The sequence below is a fragment of the Psychrobacter sp. UBA3068 genome (assembly GCF_002366815.1).
GTDB lineage: Bacteria > Pseudomonadota > Gammaproteobacteria > Pseudomonadales > Moraxellaceae > Psychrobacter > Psychrobacter namhaensis.
The window spans coordinates 57,020-79,478 of the sequence record NZ_DFBY01000010.1 but is presented as its reverse complement, the minus strand read 5'-3'; the positions used below and the strand labels follow the sequence as shown (position 1 = coordinate 79,478).

The 22,459-nt window shown below is 47.8% G+C and carries 16 protein-coding genes and 1 pseudogene; 1 reads left to right on the top strand and 16 read right to left on the bottom strand.

Going from position 1 to position 22,459, the window contains the following annotated elements:
* Nucleotides 1-134 precede the first annotated feature (134 nt).
* From B2P60_RS02170 to B2P60_RS02115, 13 genes and pseudogenes are all read right to left on the bottom strand, one after another.
* A complete protein-coding gene (locus B2P60_RS02170; protein WP_193006814.1) occupies nucleotides 135-1,322 on the bottom strand; it encodes an isovaleryl-CoA dehydrogenase in 1,188 nt (395 codons plus the stop codon).
* Nucleotides 1,323-1,365: 43 nt separating this feature from the next.
* The gene (locus B2P60_RS02165) at nucleotides 1,366-2,286 is read right to left on the bottom strand and encodes a hydroxymethylglutaryl-CoA lyase (protein ID WP_193006815.1); all 921 of its coding nucleotides are present in this window, start codon (nucleotides 2,284-2,286) and stop codon (nucleotides 1,366-1,368) included.
* A gap of 49 nt (nucleotides 2,287-2,335) precedes the next feature.
* Complete coding sequence (locus B2P60_RS12320) at nucleotides 2,336-2,536, bottom strand: acetyl-CoA carboxylase biotin carboxyl carrier protein subunit (protein WP_414706617.1); 201 nt, start codon at nucleotides 2,534-2,536, stop codon at nucleotides 2,336-2,338.
* A gap of 339 nt (nucleotides 2,537-2,875) precedes the next feature.
* Nucleotides 2,876-4,438, bottom strand: a pseudogene (locus B2P60_RS02160) (acetyl-CoA carboxylase biotin carboxylase subunit); the annotation flags it as partial.
* A gap of 68 nt (nucleotides 4,439-4,506) precedes the next feature.
* The gene (locus tag B2P60_RS02155) at nucleotides 4,507-5,313 is read right to left on the bottom strand and encodes an enoyl-CoA hydratase/isomerase family protein (RefSeq protein ID WP_286739183.1); all 807 of its coding nucleotides are present in this window, start codon (nucleotides 5,311-5,313) and stop codon (nucleotides 4,507-4,509) included.
* Nucleotides 5,314-5,407: 94 nt separating this feature from the next.
* Nucleotides 5,408-7,018 (bottom strand): carboxyl transferase domain-containing protein, encoded by a 1,611-nt coding sequence (locus B2P60_RS02150; protein WP_286739180.1) that lies wholly within the window; start codon nucleotides 7,016-7,018, stop codon nucleotides 5,408-5,410.
* Between the two features lie 123 nt (nucleotides 7,019-7,141).
* Complete coding sequence (locus B2P60_RS02145; protein WP_286739178.1) at nucleotides 7,142-8,899, bottom strand: AMP-binding protein; 1,758 nt, start codon at nucleotides 8,897-8,899, stop codon at nucleotides 7,142-7,144.
* A 226-nt stretch (nucleotides 8,900-9,125) separates the two neighbouring features.
* Nucleotides 9,126-10,883: an AMP-binding protein gene (locus B2P60_RS02140; protein ID WP_286739176.1), complete on the bottom strand. Its 1,758-nt coding sequence runs from the start codon at nucleotides 10,881-10,883 to the stop codon at nucleotides 9,126-9,128.
* A 319-nt stretch (nucleotides 10,884-11,202) separates the two neighbouring features.
* Nucleotides 11,203-12,435 carry an FAD-dependent oxidoreductase gene (locus tag B2P60_RS02135; RefSeq protein WP_230710009.1) on the bottom strand — a complete coding sequence of 411 codons (1,233 nt, stop codon included), beginning with the start codon at nucleotides 12,433-12,435 and terminating at the stop codon, nucleotides 11,203-11,205.
* A gap of 182 nt (nucleotides 12,436-12,617) precedes the next feature.
* On the bottom strand, nucleotides 12,618-13,349 hold the full coding sequence (locus B2P60_RS02130) for an amino acid ABC transporter ATP-binding protein (protein ID WP_198334272.1): 732 nt from the start codon (nucleotides 13,347-13,349) through the stop codon (nucleotides 12,618-12,620).
* A 177-nt stretch (nucleotides 13,350-13,526) separates the two neighbouring features.
* A complete protein-coding gene (locus tag B2P60_RS02125) occupies nucleotides 13,527-14,198 on the bottom strand; it encodes an ABC transporter permease subunit (protein ID WP_193006822.1) in 672 nt (223 codons plus the stop codon).
* On the bottom strand, nucleotides 14,195-14,941 hold the full coding sequence (locus B2P60_RS02120; protein ID WP_193006823.1) for an amino acid ABC transporter permease: 747 nt from the start codon (nucleotides 14,939-14,941) through the stop codon (nucleotides 14,195-14,197). Before B2P60_RS02120 ends, B2P60_RS02125 begins: the two co-directional genes overlap by 4 nt.
* Nucleotides 14,942-15,037: 96 nt before the next feature.
* On the bottom strand, nucleotides 15,038-16,021 hold the full coding sequence (locus B2P60_RS02115) for a glutamate/aspartate ABC transporter substrate-binding protein (protein ID WP_193006824.1): 984 nt from the start codon (nucleotides 16,019-16,021) through the stop codon (nucleotides 15,038-15,040).
* A 368-nt stretch (nucleotides 16,022-16,389) separates the two neighbouring features.
* Here B2P60_RS02115 and B2P60_RS02110 point away from each other — a divergent pair, with 368 nt between their 5' ends.
* Nucleotides 16,390-17,370, top strand: a complete 981-nt coding sequence (locus B2P60_RS02110) for an Hsp33 family molecular chaperone HslO (protein WP_193006825.1) — start codon at nucleotides 16,390-16,392, stop codon at nucleotides 17,368-17,370.
* Nucleotides 17,371-17,534: 164 nt separating this feature from the next.
* Here B2P60_RS02110 and B2P60_RS02105 read toward each other — a convergent pair whose 3' ends face one another.
* The 3 genes from B2P60_RS02105 to B2P60_RS02095 all read right to left on the bottom strand — a co-directional run bounded on the left by B2P60_RS02105 (nucleotide 17,535) and on the right by B2P60_RS02095 (nucleotide 22,316).
* Nucleotides 17,535-19,013 carry an alpha/beta fold hydrolase gene (locus B2P60_RS02105; protein WP_286739173.1) on the bottom strand — a complete coding sequence of 493 codons (1,479 nt, stop codon included), beginning with the start codon at nucleotides 19,011-19,013 and terminating at the stop codon, nucleotides 17,535-17,537.
* A gap of 183 nt (nucleotides 19,014-19,196) precedes the next feature.
* Nucleotides 19,197-21,422 carry a PhoX family protein gene (locus B2P60_RS02100; protein ID WP_193006827.1) on the bottom strand — a complete coding sequence of 742 codons (2,226 nt, stop codon included), beginning with the start codon at nucleotides 21,420-21,422 and terminating at the stop codon, nucleotides 19,197-19,199.
* Nucleotides 21,423-21,686: 264 nt separating this feature from the next.
* Nucleotides 21,687-22,316, bottom strand: a complete 630-nt coding sequence (locus B2P60_RS02095; RefSeq protein ID WP_226949573.1) for a fumarylacetoacetate hydrolase family protein — start codon at nucleotides 22,314-22,316, stop codon at nucleotides 21,687-21,689.
* Between the last annotated feature and the right edge of the window lie 143 nt (nucleotides 22,317-22,459).

Genomic DNA, 22,459 nt, shown 5'->3' with positions numbered 1-22,459 from the left:
ATCACGATAGTCCATTCTATTTAAAACCGATACAGAGTGAATGGGATGAATTGCCTATGCAAGCACTACATCAAGTAGGCTTAGCAAGTTTCACAAAGGTAGTCGGCCTTTTTGAGTTTGGTATTACTTCGTTTCTACTTAGTTTCGTTAAACAGCTCACGACCGACCAACATACGACGAATCTCGCTGGTCCCTGCGCCAATCTCATACAGCTTGGCATCGCGCCAATAGCGACCGAGTGGATACTCGTTGGTATAACCATTACCGCCAAATATTTGAATGCCCTCGCCCGCCATCCAAGTCGCTTTTTCTGCGCACCATAGAATGACACTGGCACAGTCTTTACGTACCTCTCGACTGTGACCGGCTCCGCGTTGGTCTAGCATGTCGAGGTTCTTACCGACGGTGTATAGAAAGCTACGTCCTGCTTGCAGTACCGTATACATATCGGCAACCTTACCTTGTATCAGCTGGAACTCACCAATGGCTTGACCAAACTGCTTACGATCATGGATATAAGGCACGACATTGTCCATCACCGCTTGCATGATGCCGATAGGACCTGCGGCCAGTACGGCACGCTCATAATCTAGGCCACTCATCAGCACCTTAACGCCTTCATTGAGACCGCCCAAGATATTTTCGCTTGGTACTTCGACATTGTTAAACGTCATCTCACCCGTATGGCTACCGCGCATGCCAAGCTTATCTAGCTTTTGCGCGGTACCAAAGCCTTCCATGCCTTTTTCGATAATGAAAGCCGTCATGCCTTTAGCGCCCATCTCAGGATTGGTCTTGGCATACACCACCATCACATCAGCATCAGGTCCATTGGTGATCCACATTTTGCTGCCGTTTAGCACATAATGACCATTTTTTTCTTCTGCTTTTAGCTTCATACTGACGACATCTGAGCCAGCACCCGTCTCACTCATCGCAAGCGCACCGATGAATTCACCGCTGATGAGCTTTGGCAGATACTTTTGCTTTTGGGCCTCAGAGCCGTTACGTTTGATTTGATTGATACACAGATTGGAATGCGCCCCATAGCTCAGCGCCACCGAGGCTGACGCGCGGCTGATTTCTTCCATGGCGACCATGTGTGCAACGTAGCCCATGTTAGAGCCACCGTACTCTTCAGGAACGGTAATGCCATGCAGGCCGATGTCACCCATCTTTTGCCATAAATCCATGGGGAATTCATCACTGCTGTCGATTTCGCTTGCGCGTGGGGCGATTTCTTTTGCCGCAAACTGCTGCACCACATCACGTAGCGCATCGATATCTTCGCCGAGCTGAAAGCTCAAACCAGGTAAACTCATAACCATTCCTTGTATTTTAATATTTAGTTTTTACAATCGTTTTTTAAGACTGACGTTTATTAATTAGAGCACGGGCCACGTTTGAGCCGTTAGCACGCCCTAAAAATTTACTGATACGCTCGCCTGCCACGACCAATTTATCCAAATCTATTCCCGTGCTGATACCCATGCCGTGGAGCATATAAACCACGTCTTCGGTTGCGACATTACCCGTGGCCCCTTTGGCATACGGACAACCGCCCAGCCCAGCGACTGAGGTATCAAATTCACTGACGCCCATTTGTAGGGCAGCCAAGGTATTGCTTAATGCCTGACCATAAGTGTCATGAAAGTGCCCCGACAGCATCGCGATGTCAGCATGTTCAAGTGCAGCTTGCAGGGCGCGCTGTACCTTGAGCGGCGTCCCTACACCAATGGTATCAGCAATACCAATCTGTTCAGAGCCAATCTCTATCAATCGTTTGGTCACATAAGCCACTTGGCTAGGGTCAATATCGCCCTCATAAGGACAACCGACCGTACAAGAAATGACGCCGCGTACTTTGATGCCGTGCGCTTTTGCAGCAGCAGCAACGGGCGCAAAACGCTCAATACTCTCATCAATACTGCAATTGATGTTCTTTTGGCTAAAGGCTTCACTGGCTGAGCCAAAAATGACGATTTCATCTGGACGATGCACAATAGCATTTTCAAAGCCGCGCATATTGGGCACCAGTACTGAATAGCGAACGTCTGGCTGCCGCGTAGGCGCCAGTGCTTCTAGTAGTGCGCTGTTATCGCCCATTTGCGGTACCCACTTTGGTGAGACAAAGCTAGTAACCTCTAATTTTTTGATACCTGCTGCGACCAAATCATTAATGAGCGCCTGCTTGACAGCCGTCGGCACCATCATCGATTCGTTTTGTAGTCCATCACGCGGGCTGACATCAACGATGGTGACGTGGTCTGGATATGAGTGACTCATGCTTGTCATCCTTTTAGTTATTCGCCTTTTTATAAAGGTCTGTCAGCTACTAGCCTTCACTATCGATGCGCAATAGCTCATCACCATCAGCGACCAAGTCACTTGGGGCAAATAATAGCTCTGCCACCACACCATCAGTCGGCGCGGTAATGGTGTGCTCGATTTTCATGGCTTCGATGACAGCAAGAGGCTCACCTTTTTTGACAGTGTCGCCTATCGCTACTTTAAAGGCAACCACTTGCCCTGGCATTGGCGACTTCAAACTGCCAACCGCTGCCGTGTCCTCACCCACATGTGCCATGATATCAATCAGCGTAATCTCATCGCGTCCACCATCCGTGAACACATAAACCGTCTCATGATGCACCCAGCTTTGAGCACTGATACGTGCGCCCTCTAACCACAAGGTATGATTGTGCGCATCACGGCTGGCATAGCTGACTTGCCCTTCATAAGCCATTTCGGTTTGCGCGGCTACATTACTATTGTTATTGTCCTGCGTATTCGCGATTTCTTTTTCAATGACAAGTGTAAAGCTACTGAGATTTTCGCTGCCTTTTTTACTATCAGCACAATCTGCATTGTGCCAATTGCTGATACGCGCGCGGTAGGACTGCTCATCATAAACCAAGCTAAATGATCGAGTATAATCATTATAAGCACGGAAACCGGTAGGCTTACTAAACGGGTCTGTACTAGAGCGTTGCGCGGTGGCTTCAGTGGCAAGCTGCTGCGTGATAGCCGTCACCACCAGCGTCGATAGGTTAAGTGGATGCTGATCAAAAAGCACCTCGCGCTCGCGCTCTATCAACGCGGTATCCAGATTGGCCCCGCTAAACGAATCGGTATTTAAAATATGACGCAAAAATGCCACGTTGTTTGGCAAACCCACAATACGCGTCTGCGCCAAGGCACGATCAAGTCTCGCAAGCGCTTGCTCTCGTGTGGGTGCATGCACGATAAGCTTGGCAATCATAGAATCATAAAAAGGACTGATGACATCGCCCTCTCGTACGCCATCGTCGATACGCACATCACTAATATTAAAGGTGCTGTGCTCAGGTTTTTGATAAGTAAACAACGTCCCTGTCGCTGGCAAGAAGTTATTGTCAGGGTTTTCAGCACAGATGCGCGCCTCAATGGCATGGCCATTGATGACCAGCTCGTCTTGCGTTTTTGGTAGTGGCTGACCTGCGGCGACCAAAAGCTGCCACTCGACCAAGTCCACCCCAGTGATGGCCTCACTGACCGGATGCTCAACTTGCAAACGCGTGTTCATCTCCATAAAATAAAAATTCATCGAGTCTTCGCGCTGCTCAACAATAAATTCAACCGTGCCTGCACCCACGTAATCAACGGCACGCGCAGCTTCGATCGCAGCGGTTCCCATCGCTTCACGCATGGCAGCATCAACACCGGGAGCTGGCGCTTCTTCTAATACTTTTTGATGGCGACGCTGCACGGAGCAATCACGTTCAAACAGATGCACATAATTGCCTTGGGTATCACCAAATACTTGGATTTCGATATGGCGCGGTTTTAGCGCATATTTCTCGATCAAAACTTGATCATTGCCAAAACTGGTGATCGCTTCACGGCGGCACGAGTCGAGCAGGTCAATAAAATCGCTACTTTGCTCAACGATACGCATGCCTTTACCGCCGCCGCCAGCGCTCGCTTTTATCAAGACAGGATAGCCAATATGATCTGCCTGCTGCTGCAGAAATTCTGCGTCTTGGTTGTCACCGTGATAGCCCGGTATCAGTGGCACACCAGCGGCCTCCATCAAGCGCTTAGACTCAGACTTGCCACCCATAGCACGGATAGCATCAGCCGATGGACCGATAAATACCAAGCCAGCCTCTTGGCAAGCTTGGGCAAAATCTGCGTTCTCACTTAAAAACCCGTAGCCTGGATGGATGGCCTGTGCGCCCGTCTGTTTGGCGATAGCAATAATAGCATCGCCTTTTAGGTAGCTGTCTTTTGGCGCAGAGCCGCCCAGATAGATCGCCTCATCACAGACAGCCACATGCTTAGCACTGCGGTCTGCATCAGAATAAACAGCGACGGTGCTGACACCTAACCGCTTGGCAGTCGCGGCCACTCGGCAAGCAATTTCGCCACGGTTGGCGATTAGAATTTTAGAAAACATAACTATCCCTGTGTCTTATCGTTTTTATTTGACGGCTTGTCTATTTTTTATTGCTGGTCTGCTGTCAGTTAATCTACTGTCAGCCAATCAGGCTTGCGCTTTTGCAAAAAGGCTTGCACGCCCTCCTTACCTTGCTTTGATGAGCGGATATCAGCGATCCCTTTTACGGTATCGGCAATCAACTCATCGGTGATCGGTGCGCCAGCGATTTCGTGTAATAGCTGCTTGCAGGTCTTGACCGCGTCAGGGCTGTTTTTGACGACTTTGGCACAGAATGCAGCCACCTCGTCCTCCAGCCCCTCTTCACTGACCCGCTCATGGATAAAGCCCAGCTGACGCGCTTTTTTGGCATTAAAAACCTCAGCACTTAAAAAATAACGCTGCGATGCTCGTGCGCCTAGCGCTCGGATAACGTAAGGACTGATAGTCGCAGGTGCTAGTCCCAAGCGCACTTCACTCAGACAAAAATTAGCAATCTTAACGGCGATGGCCACATCGCAGACAGCGACTAGTCCCATACCGCCTGCATAGACGTCGCCTTGGATTGCCGCAACCGTTGGCTTGGGACACTCATAAATGGTCTTGAGCATTTGCGCCAATTTATCCGCGTCCGCTAGGTTTTCCTCATAGCTGAAATCTGCCATGGCACGCATCCAGTTCAGATCAGCGCCAGCACAAAACGCCTTGCCAGCAGCCGCTAAAACGATCACTCGCACGTTATCATCAGCGCCAAGCGTGATAAAAACGTCTGTCAGCTCGGCAATCATCTCATCATTAAAAGCATTGCGTATCTCAGGGCGATTCAATGTCACCGTCGCGACATGCTGCTTGATATCTACCAGCAAGCTTTTATAATTGTTTGTCTCTTTTTGCATTGTCTTCTCTTTTTTTAGTCCCTATCCGCTATCTTTACTCACGAATATATTTGTTAAGCGTCGTTGAATATTAAAACTAGTGACTAAGCGTTCACTACATTCTAAAAACACCATAAGTCGTCTCTTCAATTGGTGCGTTGTAGGCTGCGCTCAGTCCTAAGGCTAGTACCTGACGCGTATCAGCAGGATCAATCACACCGTCATCCCATAGACGCGCCGTGGCATAATACGGATGACCTTGCTCTTCGTACATCTCACGAATCGGCGCTTTAAAGGCCGCTTCGTCTTCATCACTCCACGCCTCACCTTTGCGGTCAAAATTATCACGCTTGACGGTTGCCAAGACCGATGCTGCTTGCTCACCGCCCATCACGGAGATACGGGCGTTTGGCCACATCCATAAGAAACGCGGGCTATACGCGCGGCCGCACATACCATAGTTGCCAGCGCCAAATGAGCCGCCGACGATGACCGTGAATTTTGGTACTTTTGCATTGGCCACCGCCATGACCATCTTGGCACCATGACGGGCAATGCCTTCGTTTTCGTATTTACGACCAACCATAAAGCCCGTGATATTTTGCAAAAACACCAATGGGATTTTACGCTTACAGCACAGCTCAATAAAATGCGTGCCTTTTTGTGCTGATTCACTAAACAAGATGCCGTTATTGGCAATGATACCGACGGGCATACCCTCGATATGAGCGAAGCCGCAAACCAGTGTCGTGCCAAAACGTGCTTTAAACTCATCAAATGCACTGTCATCAACGATACGGGCAATGATTTCTTTGATATCAAACGGCTTGCGTTTGTCCGTTGGAATGACACCATATAGCTCTTTGGCATCATAACGTGGCGGCTTGGGTACAATTTGATTGGGAATATTTTTGGCAGGACGATTTAGATGGCTGACGATATTACGGGCGATGGATAACGCATGGGTATCGTTTTGCGCTAGATGATCGACCACGCCTGATAGCCGCGTATGCACGTCACCGCCGCCCAAGTCTTCGGCGCTAACCTCTTCACCTGTGGCGGCTTTCACCAGTGGCGGACCACCTAAAAAGATGGTGCCTTGATCTTTAACAATGATAGATTCATCGCTCATCGCTGGCACATACGCGCCGCCAGCTGTACAGCTGCCCATAACTACGGCAATCTGCGGAATACCTGCCGCACTGAGGTTGGCTTGATTAAAAAAGATACGGCCGAAATGCTCTTTATCAGGGAACACGTCATCTTGATTGGGTAAGTTGGCACCACCCGAATCGACTAGATACACACATGGCAAATGATTTTCTTGCGCGATTTCTTGCGCGCGCAGATGTTTTTTGACGGTCATTGGATAATATGTGCCGCCTTTTACCGTGGCATCATTACAGACAATCATACACTCCGTGCCATTGATACGGCCGATACCTGCAATCACGCCCGCCGCCGGAATATCTTCGCCATACATGTCGTGCGCGGCCATCGGAGCCACTTCTAAAAATGGCGTGCCGACATCCAGCAAACGCTCGACCCGCTCACGTGGCAGCAATTTACCGCGCGCCAAATGCTTGGCTCGTGCGCGCTCTGAGCCGCCTTGGGCAACTTTACGCAGATGCACATACAAATCATCAACGATCTCTTGCATGGCGGCACTGTTTTGCTGAAAATCGCTTGAGTTCGGACTCAATTTACTGGTTATGATAGCGCTCATGATATCCCTTTTCTTTGTTGCATAAATGCGAGTCACTTTTTTCTTTTCGTCTCGACTCATCATAATGATTGTCAATAGTACTGATGCTAAATGGTCTTTAGCACTATAAGCTAACTAGGCAATTTACTCTAAGCCCAACTCTTCTGTCATTTGCTCGATGATTTTATATTTTTGAATCTTGCCAGTGATGGTCATTGGGTATTCCGTCACGAAGCGATAGTAGGTCGGCACTTTATAATGAGCGATATGCTCACTACAAAACTCACGTACTTCCTCTTCAGTCAGGCAGCCAGGCTCTTTTGGAATAATCCAAGCGGCCAGTACTTCGCCATAACGCGCGTCTGGTATACCAACGATTTGTACGTCACGAATTTTTGGATGACGATATAGATAGTTTTCGATTTCTACCGGATAGATGTTTTCGCCGCCGCGGATGACCATGTCTTTACTACGACCGACGATTTTGACATAGCCATCTTCATCCATCGTGGCCAGATCACCGGTGTGCATCCAGCCATCTTGGATGGACGCGCGGGTTTTAAAGCGGCTGCCCCAATAGCCTTTCATCACCGAATAGCCACGTGTGAGCAACTCACCGGTCTCGCCGATCGTGACGATATCGCCCGTTTCTGTATTGATAACCTTAACCTCAAGCGCAGGTTGTACCAGCCCTACGGTCGATACTTGCTTTTCAAGTGGCGTGTGTTCGTTGGTTTGACAAGACACCGGACTGGTCTCCGTCATCCCATAAGCAATGGTGACCTCACTCATGTGCATCTTATCAATGACGCGGCGCATCACTTCTATCGGACAACTGGAGCCTGCCATAATCCCTGTGCGCAAGGTTGATAAATCAAAATTCTCAAATTCAGGATGGTCGAGTTCGGCGATAAACATCGTTGGCACACCATGTAAACCGGTACACTTTTCTTCTTCCACCGCCTGTAAGACAGACAATGGCTCAAAGCCATCATTAGGATAAACGATACAACCGCCATGCGTGAGAATCGCTAGATTGCCAAGGACCATACCAAAACAATGATAGAGCGGTACTGGAATACACAGTCTGTCTTTTTCAGTGAGGTTCATGGCCTCACCGATAAAGTAGCCGTTATTTAAGATATTGCGATGGCTGAGCGTGGCCCCTTTTGGCGTACCCGTCGTACCACTGGTGAACTGCACATTAATGGCATCGGTGTTTTTAAGCTGGGCCTGACGCTCAGCGACGCGCGGATCATTGGCATCACCCTCAGCCATCCATGCAGAGAACTTCTGCATAAAACCAAACTCTTCATCACTGTCTGGTTCATCGATCCAAATGATGCGCTCAATCGTCGGAATCTCAATCAAGTCAAGTTGGGTATAGTCTTTATGATAAATCTCAGGGCATAGCTCACGAATCAAACTGGCGTAATCACTGCTTTTAAAGTGACGCATCAGCACCAATGCGGAGCAGCCCAATTTGTTGAGCGCGTACTGTAGCTCAAAGGTACGATAGGCAGGATTGATATTGACGAGGATGACACCAGCCTTTGCCGTTGCTAATTGCATCAATAGCCATTCTGCATTGTTGTGTGACCAAATGCCGATACGATCGCCAATCTCAAGTCCCATCTCAATCATCGCACTTGCCAACTGATTGACTTTTTCCTGCAGCTGTTGATATGTCCAGCGGATGTTTTGATGGCGTACCACCAGTGCGTCGCGCTCAGGATATTTGGAGACAATCGCATCAAAAAAATCACCAATGGTCGCTTCAATCAGCGGCACATCAGGACCTTTATCGTAGCTTTGGGTCAGCGGGGCATTTGCTGAGCGTACGCCCATGTTGACTTTGGGAATACTATTTAAAATAGCGTCGAAATCAGGAGTTTGCGTCATAACGAGTCCTTTCGTTTTACTTTTTATGTTGCTGATTGGTCGCCTGTGGTCACACCCTCTTCCTTGAACAGGTCTTACCTAGCGTTAGCTACTATACCGTCATAAATGAAACGCTGTCAATAATATCAATACAATATGTATCATTTAATAAGGTAGTGCCGATACTGGTATTAAGTTAAGACAAGCGAATCCCTCATTCATGTTGAATGGAATCTCTCACGCCAGATCACTCTAACGCCAATTCCTTGATCATGTGCTCGGCGATTTTATATTTCTGAATCTTACCAGTGACGGTCATGGGATACTCATCAACAAAGCGAAAGTGGGTCGGTACTTTATAATGAGCGATGTGCTCACAACAAAATTGCCTTACTTCGTCTTCGCTTAAGCTATTAGGCTCTTTTGTAATAATCCACGCGACCAATACTTCGCCATAGTGCTGATCTGGTATGCCCACAATTTGTACATCCCGAATCTTGGGATGACGATACAGATAGTTTTCGACTTCTACTGGATAGATGTTTTCGCCGCCACGAATGACCATGTCTTTACTACGTCCAACCACGGTGATGTAGCCATCTTCATCCATCGTGGCGAGGTCTCCCGTATGCATCCAACCATCCTGAATGGACGCGCGCGTTTTAAAACGACTGCCCCAATAGCCTTTCATGACTGCGTAGCCGCGCGTGAGTAGCTCACCTGTCTCGCCAATCGGGACGATATCACCCGTTTCAGTATCGACAATTTTAACCTCAAGTGCTGGCAGCACCATTCCCACGGTAGACACTCTTTTTTCCAGAGGTGTTTGCGTGCTGGTCTGACAGGAAGCGGGACTGGTCTCCGTCATCCCATAAGCAATAGTCACCCCGCTCATGTGCATCTTGTCTATAACACGGCGCATGACTTCAATAGGACACGTCGTGCCGCCCATGACGCCAGTTTGTAAACTGGATAAATCAAAATTGTCAAACTCAGGATGATCAAGCTCCGCGATAAACATCGTTGGTACGCCAAGTAAAGCGGTGCATCTCTCTGCTTCTACCGTTTGCAGCACTGTCAGCGGATCGAAACCATCATTAGGATAAACCGCGCAACCACCGTGGGTTAAAATGGCTAGGTTACCTCCCACCATACCAAAACAGTGATAGAGCGGTAAGGGAATACACAATCTATCCTCTTCTGTCAGGCGCATTCCTTCGCCTATAAAATACCCATTGTTTAAGATATTGCGATGGCTGAGCGTGGCACCCTTTGGCGCGCCTGTCGTACCACTGGTAAACTGCACACTAATAGCATCGGTGTTTTTTAGCTGGGCCTGACGCTCAGCGACGCGCGGATCATTGACATCACCCTCAGCCATCCATGCAGAGAATTTTTGCATAAAGCTAAAGTCCTCATCGCTGTCTGGTTCATCGATCCAAATGATACGCTCAATCGTCGGAATCTCAATCAAGTCAAGCTGGGTATAGTCTTTATGATAAATCTCAGGACATAGCTCACGTATCATTTGCGCATAGTCACTGTTTTTGAAATGACGCATAAGCACCAATGCCGTACAGCCCAATTTGTTTAGCGCATACTGTAGCTCAAAGGTACGATAGGCAGGATTGATATTGACGAGGATGACACCAGCCTTTGCGGTCGCTAATTGCATCAATAGCCATTCAGCATTGTTATGCGACCAAATGCCGATGCGATCGCCAATCTCCAGCCCCATCTCAATCATGGCACTTGCCAACTGATTGACCTGTTGTTGTAGCTGTTGATATGTCCAGCGGATATTTTGATGGCGAGAAACCAGTGCGTCGCGCTCAGGATATTTGGAGACAATGGCGTCAAAAAAATCCCCAATGGTCGCTTCAATCAGCGGCACATCAGGACCTTTATCGTAGCTTTGGGTCAGTGGCGCGTTTTCCGAGCGTGCACCTACATTGATCGTGGGAGTATTACTTAGAATAGCGTTGAAATCAGGAGTTTGCGTCATAACGAGTCCTTTCGTTTTGCTTGTAGAGGTGCTATTGATACTGGTCAGTAGATCGTTCTTCCTTGAACAGAACTTACACAGCGTTAGCTACTATACCGCCATAAATGAAAATCTGTCAATAATATCAATACAATGTGTATCACTTAATGAGTCATTTAAAATCCTAGCTTAGCAGCAGATAGCACAAAGGCTTGACCGTCATTGGCCATAAAAAAACCAGCCACACCATTTTGGGTATGACTGGTTTAGACGTGACAAGCGACTATTAATCACTTTACTACAGACTTATCTGATAAGACTGCCAGTTTTAAGCCGCTTTCTATGCTTTAGGTGTTGGTGGCGCTTTGATGGTCACTGTGGCGCTAACTTTATGGTTATCGTCGAGCAACTCCATCACCAGCTCATCGGCGCTTTCGCTCGTCACTTGCCAGTTACCCTCAGAACGCGGTACGCCCGTTGCCATCACAGAGATGGCTTTGTTTTTTAGGCGAATCATCGGCGGTTTGTGGTCATAACCGCCATGCTCATGCCCCAAGATGTCATCAGCGATGGTCGCGGCCTGTGCCCGTAACGGCGCAACATAGCGACAGGCGACCCCATTGATCGACATACAGTCGCCAATGGCATAAATATTGTCAGTATTGGTACGCAATGTGGGCGCATCAACCACAATCCCAGTGCGGCGATCAAACTCAACACCAGCGGCAGTCGGCAACTTATCATCAACGGTCAGACCCGTACTGGCAATGACATGATCAACGAGCAAGGTTCCAGATTGCAAATCGGTGCAACTGTCAGTTGACCCTATTGGCTCATAGCTGACTTGCAACTTGCCCTCATTTCCGCTGTCACTGCTACGCGTGACTTCAGACACCTGATAACCACCCAAAAACTGAATGCCTTGTGATTTCACGGCTTGGGCAATACGAGCGGTCGCTTTGGCGGGTAGCATTTGCGATAGTGGTGCGTCATTTAAATCAATCAACGTCACTCGATGCCCTGCTTTTAGCAAGTCTTCTGCAATCTCAGTCCCAACCATGCCAGCACCGACAATAGCAACATGCTGACTGCCTGTCGCTAGCTTTTCTTGGAGCTGTCCAAAGCGTTCGATATGGTTGACGTGCCAGACCAGATCCTCCGGTAGGCTTTTTGGAAAGATAGGATGTGCGCCCATCGCCAGCACCATTTTTTCATAGCTCACCACAGTAGGAGACTCTGTTTGTTCAGTAGTAGCACACTGTACGGTTTGACTCACAGGATCAATATCGAGTACGTGGGTATTGGCAAGTAACGTCACTTGGGCGGTCTTTGCCGCATCACTTCCTGTCGCTCGCACCAAATCTGACGCCCGTTTGTTTTGGCTAATTGCCATCGTCAGCATTGGCTTGTGATAACGATCACCACTATCCGCTGTGATCAAGGTGATCGGAATGTCTGCGTCTTTCGCACGGATCGCATCGATGACATGCCAACCTGCCAAGCCTGCTCCAATAATGACGACACCATTTTCTGTTGATGTGGCCGATGTTGCCGATAGATTTTCTGCGCTCATATTAGCTCCAATATAACTGAGGAATTATTTTAATTATCAAAATATTGACCGCTATTGTATCAGTAAACAGATAGTCACTCACCTACGCATTCAGGCGTGCTGCCTGTGTAAACGTATTCGCAAAAAAAAGCGCCTAATGCTAGACGCTACTTTTCACATAAAAAAACCGTTCAATTTACACGCTAATGATTCAAAATCTTAGACAAAAACAGTTGTGCGCGCTCACTTTTTGCTCCCTCAAAAAACTCCTCCTTGCTACAGTTTTCTACGATATGCCCTTCATCCATAAAAATGATACGATTGGCCACCTGACTGGCAAAACCCATTTCGTGCGTCACACACATCATGGTCATGCCATCACGTGTCAGCTCGACCATCACATCAAGCACTTCTTGAATCATCTCAGGATCAAGCGCCGAGGTTGGCTCATCAAACAGCATCGCCACAGGATCCATCGCAAGCGCCCGCGCAATCGCTACCCGCTGCTGTTGACCACCAGACAACTCCGCTGGATATTTCGCTGCTTGTACGGTCAGACCGACGCGATCTAGATACGCCATGGCTTTTTGCTTGGCCTCACTCTCTTTGCGTCCCAGCACTTTGATCTGCGCAACCGTGAGATTGTCAATGATGGTCAAATGCGGAAACAACTCAAAATGCTGAAACACCATACCCACGCGGCTGCGCAATTTAGGTAAATTGGTCTTCGGTGCCCCAACTGAGATACCATTGACCATGATCTCACCTTTTTGAAAAGGTTCCAGCCCATTTACCGTCTTAATCAAAGTAGACTTGCCACTACCCGATGGCCCACAAACGACGACCACATCGCCTTTATGGACATGGGCGGTACAGTCAGTGAGCACTTGAAAGTCGCCATACCATTTGCTGACACTGTCCATCTCAATGACCATTTCATCACTAGCATGCCCACTGTTGGTGACCAGTCCACCAAAAGCATTCATATACGTATCAGCTTCGCTCATCACTGGCTCCTAACCACATTATTTTTGATAGTCGTCATTAATAATCGTCATTAATAATCGTTGTTCAACAAAATTTTTAAAATTAAAGTACGGACTAAGTTAATCTTAAAACCTTAAACGCTTTTGTAGCTGTTGCACGCCAATGGAGGCGCTCAAACTGATGACAAAATAAACGGCACCCGCCCCTAAAATATAAGGCGTCAGTAAGCCCATTAGCTCACCGCGGACATAGGCGGCGCGAAAAAAATCCGTCAGACCAATGGCAAACACCAGCGTCGTATCTTGGAATAAAATAATACACTGCTGCAAAATCAGTGGCAGCATCTTGCGAAAAGCTTGCGGCAAAATAACCAAGCGCATGGTCTGCCCATAAGTCATACCGAGCGCTTTAGCGGCATTAACCTGCCCACTACCAATCGATTGAATACCGGCACGAACCACCTCTGAGAAGTAAGCGGCCTCAAACATCATAAAGGCCACCACACACGAGGCAAAAGCCGCGTCAAGTTGTAGGTACTTACCTGCTATCCAAAAATAAATCATCGGTACGGCAAAATAAAACCACAGTAGTACCAATAGTAGCGGTACAGAACGGAAATAATTGACGTATAGCTTCGCTGGAACTTCAAGCGCTTTAATACCAGACAAGCGCATCAATGCCAATACCGTGCCTAAGCTGATACCACCAAGAATCGCTAAAAACAGTACTTTTAAAGTGGTGAGCATGCCGCCCATCAAACCCGGATAGGCCGTTGCCAACTCGGTCATCATATTCATTTCTGACCTCCTGCAATCAGTCCAGGCACACGCAATTTACGCTCAATCAAACCCATAATAGCGATCAAGGATAGATTAAACACCAAATAGATAATGGTCGCATAGGTATAAATTTCGATGCTGTTTTGGGTATATTCACTGATGGTTTTGGTTTGGCTAATCAGCTCCATCACCCCCACTAAAGAGGCCACAGAGGCATTTTTAAAACAGTTGGTCAGCTCAGAGCTGAGTGGGGGCAAAATGATACGAAACGCCTGCGGTAACAGCACTTCTTTATACACCTGCGGAATACTAAAGCCCAGCGCATAAGCGGCATTAACCTGCCCATCAGGCAACGACTCAATACCGGTACGTACCTGTTCGACGATACGCGCGGCGGTAAATAGACCCAAACCAATACTCGCTGATAGCATGGCTGAGGTATTTGGCGATAAATCCTTATACCACCACTCTTGAATCGTGGGCGTGAGCCACCCAGGGGCAATATAAAACCAAAAAAACAGCTGAACAAGCAGTGGAATATTGCGAAAAAATGTCACATAAGCCGTACCAATTGTACGAGCGGTCTTATTGGGCAAGGTACGCATGATACCAAAGACAGTACCCACCACCATGGCGATAACCCAGGCAATACTGCCAATCAGTAACAGCCAGCCAAGCCCCGTAATCATCCAATGGATATAAAGCTCGTTACCGATCCCCGTATGCTCAAAGAGCACACCCCAGTTCCAGCTATAATTCATGCTTGTCTCTCCGAGCAGCGACCAAAAAGCCAACGCGCCAGATTAACTGTGTGTGTCAATCCGAGCGCGCAAGCAAGCTATGTTGAAGGACAGTAATTACTGTGCAGGCGCCGCTTTTGGCTGCGCGCTATCATGGGGATTGGCAATCAAGGTTTTTAAGTTGTCAGACATCTCAAAGTTTAGATTGACGTTTTTCGGTGGGATCGGGTTCAAGAACCACTTGTCATAAATGCTATTAATCTCGCCTGAACTAAAGACATCGGTCAGTGCTTCATCGACCACCGCTTTGAACTCTGGGTCATCTTTACGCATCATACAACCATAAATCTCAAACGACTGCGGCTCACCCACAATCACCCACTCATCAGGATTTTTTGCTTTGGCTTTTTCACCAGCCAGCAAGACATCATCCATCATAAAGGCATCGGCGCGGCCATTTTCTAGCATAAGAAAGCTTTCGCCATGGTCTTTTGCTGAGATAATATTGATATCCATGTTGTTTTCGTCATTGTATTGACGAATGTAACGCTCTGAGGTCGTTCCCGCTGTCGTCACTAAGGTTTTGCCTTTTAGATCAGCGAAGTCTTGAATACCAGAGTCTTTTTTGGTCAACAAACGTGTCCCAATTTCAAAGAAACCGTTGGAGAACGCCACTTGCTTTTGTCGCTCTTCGTTATTGGTGGTTGAGCCACATTCAAAATCTACTGTGCCGTTTTGTACCAGTGGGATGCGAGTTTGTGAGGTAATCAAGTTATAACGAACGTTGAGATCTGGCATGTTTAGCTTTTGCTTCACCGCCTCGACCACTTTCATTTCTAAATCATGCGCATAGCCAATAGGCTGATTGGGATCATCAGCGATATAAGAAAATGGAATAGAGGAGTCACGGTGACCGACCACGATGGTGCCAGAGTCTTTGATTTTTTGCAGGGTGCCGTTGGTGTCTGCGGCGGCTTCTGTCGTCGTTGCATCGTCTGTTGACGCCGCATCAGTCGAAGTTTGATTGCTGTTATTACAGCCTACTAGGCCTAGCGCCATAAAGGCGGCCAGCGTCAACGGCTTGGAGAGTAAATAGCTCATGAAATACATCCTTTTATCACAATATTGAACGAGTGTTTTGACACACAGGCCTGACTATTCGACCTTATTGCCACGCATCCGTGTGGTTGTTGCTGTTGTTTATCACAATGCAACTTAATGTTACTGTACAACAAATTAAGGGGTGTAGGTAAACTTTTTTTAAGGAGAGTGACATTTTAAAAATTATTGGGTATTTGCGTTAATGACGGCGTAATAAGAAGACATCACTTATGGACGACCCTTACCTCTACTTATCCCATGCATTCTGGCAATGAGGGGCCATACCTCTCGGAAAACTGCTATAGGCAATTGATAAATCACAAGGAATCCCCATAAAGCTAACAACTTCTTAATACTACAAATGACCTATGACACAAGATACTCAAGCCCCAAATACAGAACGCCAAACCGCTGGCAACCATAGCGACAACGACGTACGCCAACGCTTCTTTATTGAAGATTCACCCGTGCGCGGTGACGTGGTGCGCCTATCACGCAGTTATGCAAGTACCATTGCCCAAAAGCCCTACCCTGAAGCCATCAAACGCCTGTTGGGTGAAATGCTAACAGCCGCAAGTTTGCTTATCAGCACCGTGAAAATTAATGGTCATCTGTCTATTCAATTACAGTCATCAGACAGCGACAGTTTGCTCAATTGGGCGATGGCTGAGTGCGATCAAGACGGCATCATTCGTGCCCTTGCCAGCTGGAAAGGCGAGACTGATGAGCAAGTGCAAGCTTGGGAAAACATGACGCATGCCAAAGAAGCATTTGCTGAACTGGGCGCAATGGGCCAAGGTGTGTTGTTTATCAATATTCAGCCGGAAGGTGGCGAGTCGTATCAAGGTATCGTTGAGCGTAGCCATGACAATTTGGCTGACTGCTTAGCACATTATCAAAAGCAATCGGCGCAGATTCCAACGCTGATTAACTTAGCATCTGACGGCTTACAAGCAGGTGGCATGTTGGTACAGATGCTGCCTCGTACCGCTGAAGAAAACTATGAAGTTGAGCAAAACCAAGATGCGGGTATCGATGATGATTTGTGGACACGTTTGTCTGTATTGACACGCACCCTCAAGTCAGAAGAGCTGACCACACTGGATGCTAACGAGATTTTGTATCGCTTGTACCATGAAGAAAACGTGGTGGCACCCGAGCCGGTTGAGCTATCATTTGGCTGCACCTGCTCACGCGAAAAATGTGAGATGGCAATCGAGCAAATTGGCGAAGCGGAAGCTTTGGATATCGTCGAAGAGCAAGGCGGCACGTTTGAGATGGATTGCGGGTTTTGCGGTGAAATGTATAAATTTGATAAAGACGATGTGGCAGCGATATTTGCTGAGTAGCTCTTTAAAGCCGTTTCATTTTCTAAAATAGTTGAAAGCTCTCTTTAAAACCCCTAAGCGTGGCGCTTGGGGGTTTTTGTTTTTAGAAGTTTTAAAGGATGTCTCACTACTCTATTTGAACCATTTTTATTTTTTTACTATTTTCTATATAGTTAAAAAAATATCTATAGCGCTAACGCCAAACTTTTAGGATAAGAGTATATCCGAGGTTTGTCCACGTAGTCGCTGCGTCCATTGTCTAGTAGCCATGCAACCACTTGCTCACGAACCCTTCTACTATGAATTAAGTTCACATGACTCACGCCATAAAACACCGCTTTATGCCCCTCAGGCACAAATAACGCGTGCTCAGCATCGTCCTCGCCCAGCGCAGAGGCGACCGACACCAGACCATCACCCAAGAGACTGGTCATCTTAGAGTTGTAATGCGTCTCGACCAAAGCGCTAGCGACAAAATAGGTTTTGATACCACTTGGCAAACGTGCAGGATGACGAAAGTCTTGTGGCAGTACGCTGCGTCCCTCTAGCGCCTTCCAATCAGCATCACGGGTACTGCCATGACGCAGATCAATAATACCGGCACTACGCATGTCACCAAGCTTGGCCAGTGAGCCTGCAAACGGCAGCTTGGCGATGATATCCTGTACATGATTGCCAATACGCTCCAGCATCGCACCATGATGCGGCGAGCCGAGCGTGATGAGATTGCCCACTCGTTTTACCCAGTCCAAGTGATCTTGCTCCCCGTAAAACAGCGCACTACGCGCGACCAAGCCGCCCATACTGTGGCCAACCAAATCTATCTGACTGATATTGGGGCTATTATCGACCAATTCTTGCAGCACTTGCGAGAGCTTACGACCACTACGTGAGATACGTCGACCCGTATTATAATCAAGATATAAAACTGTCGCCGCAGGCTGACTGCGATCGATGGCATCGCCTAGGCCATGACCGTCTGTTGATTGCCAGCTCAAATGACTCATGCACAGACCATGACATAAAATGATGACGCGCCCTGATAGAGCCTCGCATTGCGGATTGCCGTCTTTGGCATATAGCACCATCGGTATCGCAAGGGCGTTTTTATGATTCACCAGATGGTCGCCCATGACGCCATTGATCACATTGACCAGTTTTTTTAATGAGTCCGGCAATGGCTGAGCGTTTTTTTGGCTCATGACGGTTTTATACAGTCGCAGCACTGCTGCTAGATTGTTACCTACCTTCAGCATAATGTGGCGTATCGTGCCATAGATACGCCCAGTGATACCGCGCTGCCAATTATTCAGATGCCTGTCATTAAATCGTCCTAAAGGACGCAATATTACTTCTCGGTGGATAGCCTCTACAATATCAGTCACCTCAACCACCCCCATGGTCGCAAGCTGCGCCAATCCTTCAAAGAAGTCAGCCAATGTGACGGGCTTCGTTGTTGTCTCATTGCCATCATCCGCCAGCAGTTTGCCCAACTCTTCCACATCGATTGCTTCGAGTTGGTCGATCTGCTCATACACATCACTGTGTGATGGGACACTGCTGTCTGAGGAAAAATGCGCCTCAAGCTCATGTCGCGTCCGAGCATCGCTATTGGTGCTACCACAGCGAATACTGTCGTTATAAAACAAGTTGGGACTACTCATAGCATTCATGACATTGGCACATTTAGCGAAAAAGGGTAGCTTTCTATACTAGCTCTTAAACCTGATAAATAGAAGAGAGTGATTTGTATATAAGTTTGTTCTCAGAAAAATAAAAACCCCAAGCCGTCACTTGAGGTTCTTACTGTCTAACCATTTAATACCTTTTAGATACCGATAAACTTTTTATGTCGCACTATCTGCTGTATCAAATGACTCTGCCAGTATCACATCGCCATCTTCCTTAGTAATCATCACCGTTGCTGAGCGCGGCGTACTGCCGCCTACGACCGCTCCCCATGTGTTACCGGGATGTTGGATATTAATAAAGAGCGTTTTGAAATCTGGGGTCATGGTAATCCCAGTCACCTCACAGCCTTCAGGCCCAACAAAAAACCGTTTGATATTATCATTACTGGCTGGCATGCCAACTCGCGTTTGTTGCCCCGCCGACGTGGTTATGGTTGTGCCATCGCTGACGTTACCAGGCAGCGCTGCCAGTAACATACAGCTGCTGGTATCGGTATAAGCCCCATCATCCGTCTGAATCCACAACACCCCGCGTGGATCAAAGTACAGACCATCAGGAGACGATAGATCATTACTGGCATTTAATTGCGACAAGTTTTCTGCGGCCAGATCATAAGGCGTGGCAAACAGATAAATATCCCACTCAAAAGTCAGCGCGGTATGATCGCCGCCCGCTTCTGCCCAGCGGATAATATGACCATTATCATTGCCACGCTCTTTGCCCCCCACTTGATAGCTGCGCGGATTGGCTGCGGAAAGCGGTTGCTCCTCATCGACGCCGCGATTTTTATTGTTGGTCAAGGTCACATACACCTCGCCTGTCATCGGACTGACGGACACCCATTCGGGTCGATCCATTTTGGTAGCACCAACCACATCCGCTGCGGCACGGGCAAAGACCAGCACCTCATCTTGTCCATTAAAAGGCAACGCGCTGTTAGAAGCATCCAAGCCATTTTGACCATGGATTAAGGCTTTCCATTCACCACTACCATCTGCATTAAAAATAGCAACATATAGTGTGCCGTCATTTAGATATTTGTCGCCTGCTTTTAGGCCGCCGCCGATATCCGCATTTGACCACATGGCTTTGGAGACAAACTTATAGATATATTCGCCTCGCGCATCATCACCCATATAAAAGACCACGGGCTTGCCTTGCTCAACTGGCGCATACGCACAGTTCTCATGCGCGAAACGTCCCATTGCGGTACGCTTTTGTGGCATAGAGTTTTGATCAAAAGGGTCAATTTCTGTGATAAACCCAAAGGTGTTAAAGCCATTCCGATAATCTTCAGTAGCGTTTACACCAATCGCCGTCATATCCCAACGTGAAAACTCATCTGTTATGGTGGCATCTTTAGCATTAGGCGTGTGCCATAGATATTTTGAGCCGGGAGAATTTTCTGGTGCGCCGTAACGCTCGCGACCATAGTTATGCCCAGCACTTAGTTGACTGGCATCTTGCCCACGCGCAAACACGCCTAAAAAGTTTTCTTCTGTGGTCAGGTATGTACCCCAAGGCGACAATCCTGCACCGCAGTTATTATTAATGCCGCGAGTCTGAAAACCCGTTGGGGCAAACTTAGTCTTCACCAAATCAGAGCCAGCGACTGGACCGGCTAGTTGCGCTGTCGTACTGCTGGTGATACGGCGATTGTATTTTGAATTTGCTACCATCTCATAGCCCATGCCATCCGCTCGGCGGGTCATCTCTACCACTGCCACTCCATGACAGTTGACTTCACGGCGCACATCACTGGCAAGACGACGGTTTTGAAACAAAGGCGCGGCATCATTGTCTCGAATGACATAGTAACCAAACGGACTTAAGTCGCTACTGTTCACGTATTCATGATTCATCACCAGTAGACCATTTTCTGCCGCTTTAGCATCATAGGCATTGCCGTCTTTGCCAAAAAACCACATACCATCATGGTTGTCGCCCATGCGCCATTCAAAGGACTCAGCCGACTGCTCACGATTGTCTTTCCAATCCTCAATCCCAGACATCAGCGGTGTGCCAAGGGGCAATATCATTTCCGCTTTATAACCTTCTGCCACCGTCATGGTTTCGGCCGTTGAGTGCGCTACGGCTGTAAACTTCAAGGTTTCGGGACGTTTTAAGTCACCTTGGGCAGGAATAGCCGCATCATTGCCGTTTTCTATGATAGGCCTGCTACCATTATCATCATCGTCACTACAACCAACCAAAGGTAGCGCCCCAAAAAACGCCGCGGCCGTCAGTCCTGTGCCGCCTTTTAGAATGCTACGACGGTTTAGACGACGATTGATAACGGTCTGAAAATCAGTGTTATTGGTCGGGTTTGAGTCTTCAACGATTTCGTGCGCGAGTTTTGGTTCTTTATTTAACAGTGTCATTATCAGTCACCTTGCAGTTGGCTGGATTGGCGTAAAACGATGAGCGCGACTTAACGTTCCGTCCGCCAAAGTAAGAATTACGCCTAAGTCTACTGATGGTTTATGACAGTACGTTGAAAACTCGATGACAATCTAATGACAATATTTGATGAGGGTGATAGCCATTAAGATACCCCTAAAAGCAACAACCCCCAAGCAATCACTTGAGGGTTGTTGAGAATGCACACTGAGTCGAAAAAATATACTATTGCTGCTATAAAAGACTTAGCGAACTTTTACCTGCCACTCATGGGCACCAAGTGTTAGTTTTAACTGGTCATTTTCTTGCAAGACACCCACGCCACTTGGCGTACCCGTCATGATTACATCACCTGCTTGCAAGCTAAAAGCGTGGCTAATCTCTGCAAGCAACTCATAAACCGAAAACAACATGAAGGCGCTATCGCCATCCTGTCGTAGCTCATCATTGATGGTGAGCTGATAATTTACCTGACTAAAATCAGCAAACGCTTGTGGTTCAAGCCAATCAGCCAGTACACACGCGCCATCAAAGCACTTAGCACGCTCCCATGGATGGCCTTTTTCTTTCAGCTTACTTTGAAGGTCTCGTAGGGTTAAATCCAGTCCTAATGTCACAGCGCCAATCGCTTGCTGCGCTTGTTCAACAGTGGCCGCTGACAGGTCCGCTGACAGCTGAATACACAGTTCCGCTTCGTAGTGAGTGTCGCCATATTTCGCGGGGTCAGGACGGACAATATCATTGCGCACACTGACCACGGACGATGCTGGTTTCATAAACAAGATAGGCGATTTTGGGATTTCATTGCCAAGCTCGCGAGCGTGTTCAGCATAGTTGCGACCGACGCAGACCACCTTACCGATGGGGGCTCGCATGCTATCATTAAAATTGGTGACGCTCGTATCCTCATTGACACTGGCAGCAATCGCATTGGCTAAAGACATGTGTGGTGATTGGCTCATACTAGGCGCTCACAGCAAATTATGGATATTTTGATAAGGCAGACGTCTCGCACTAT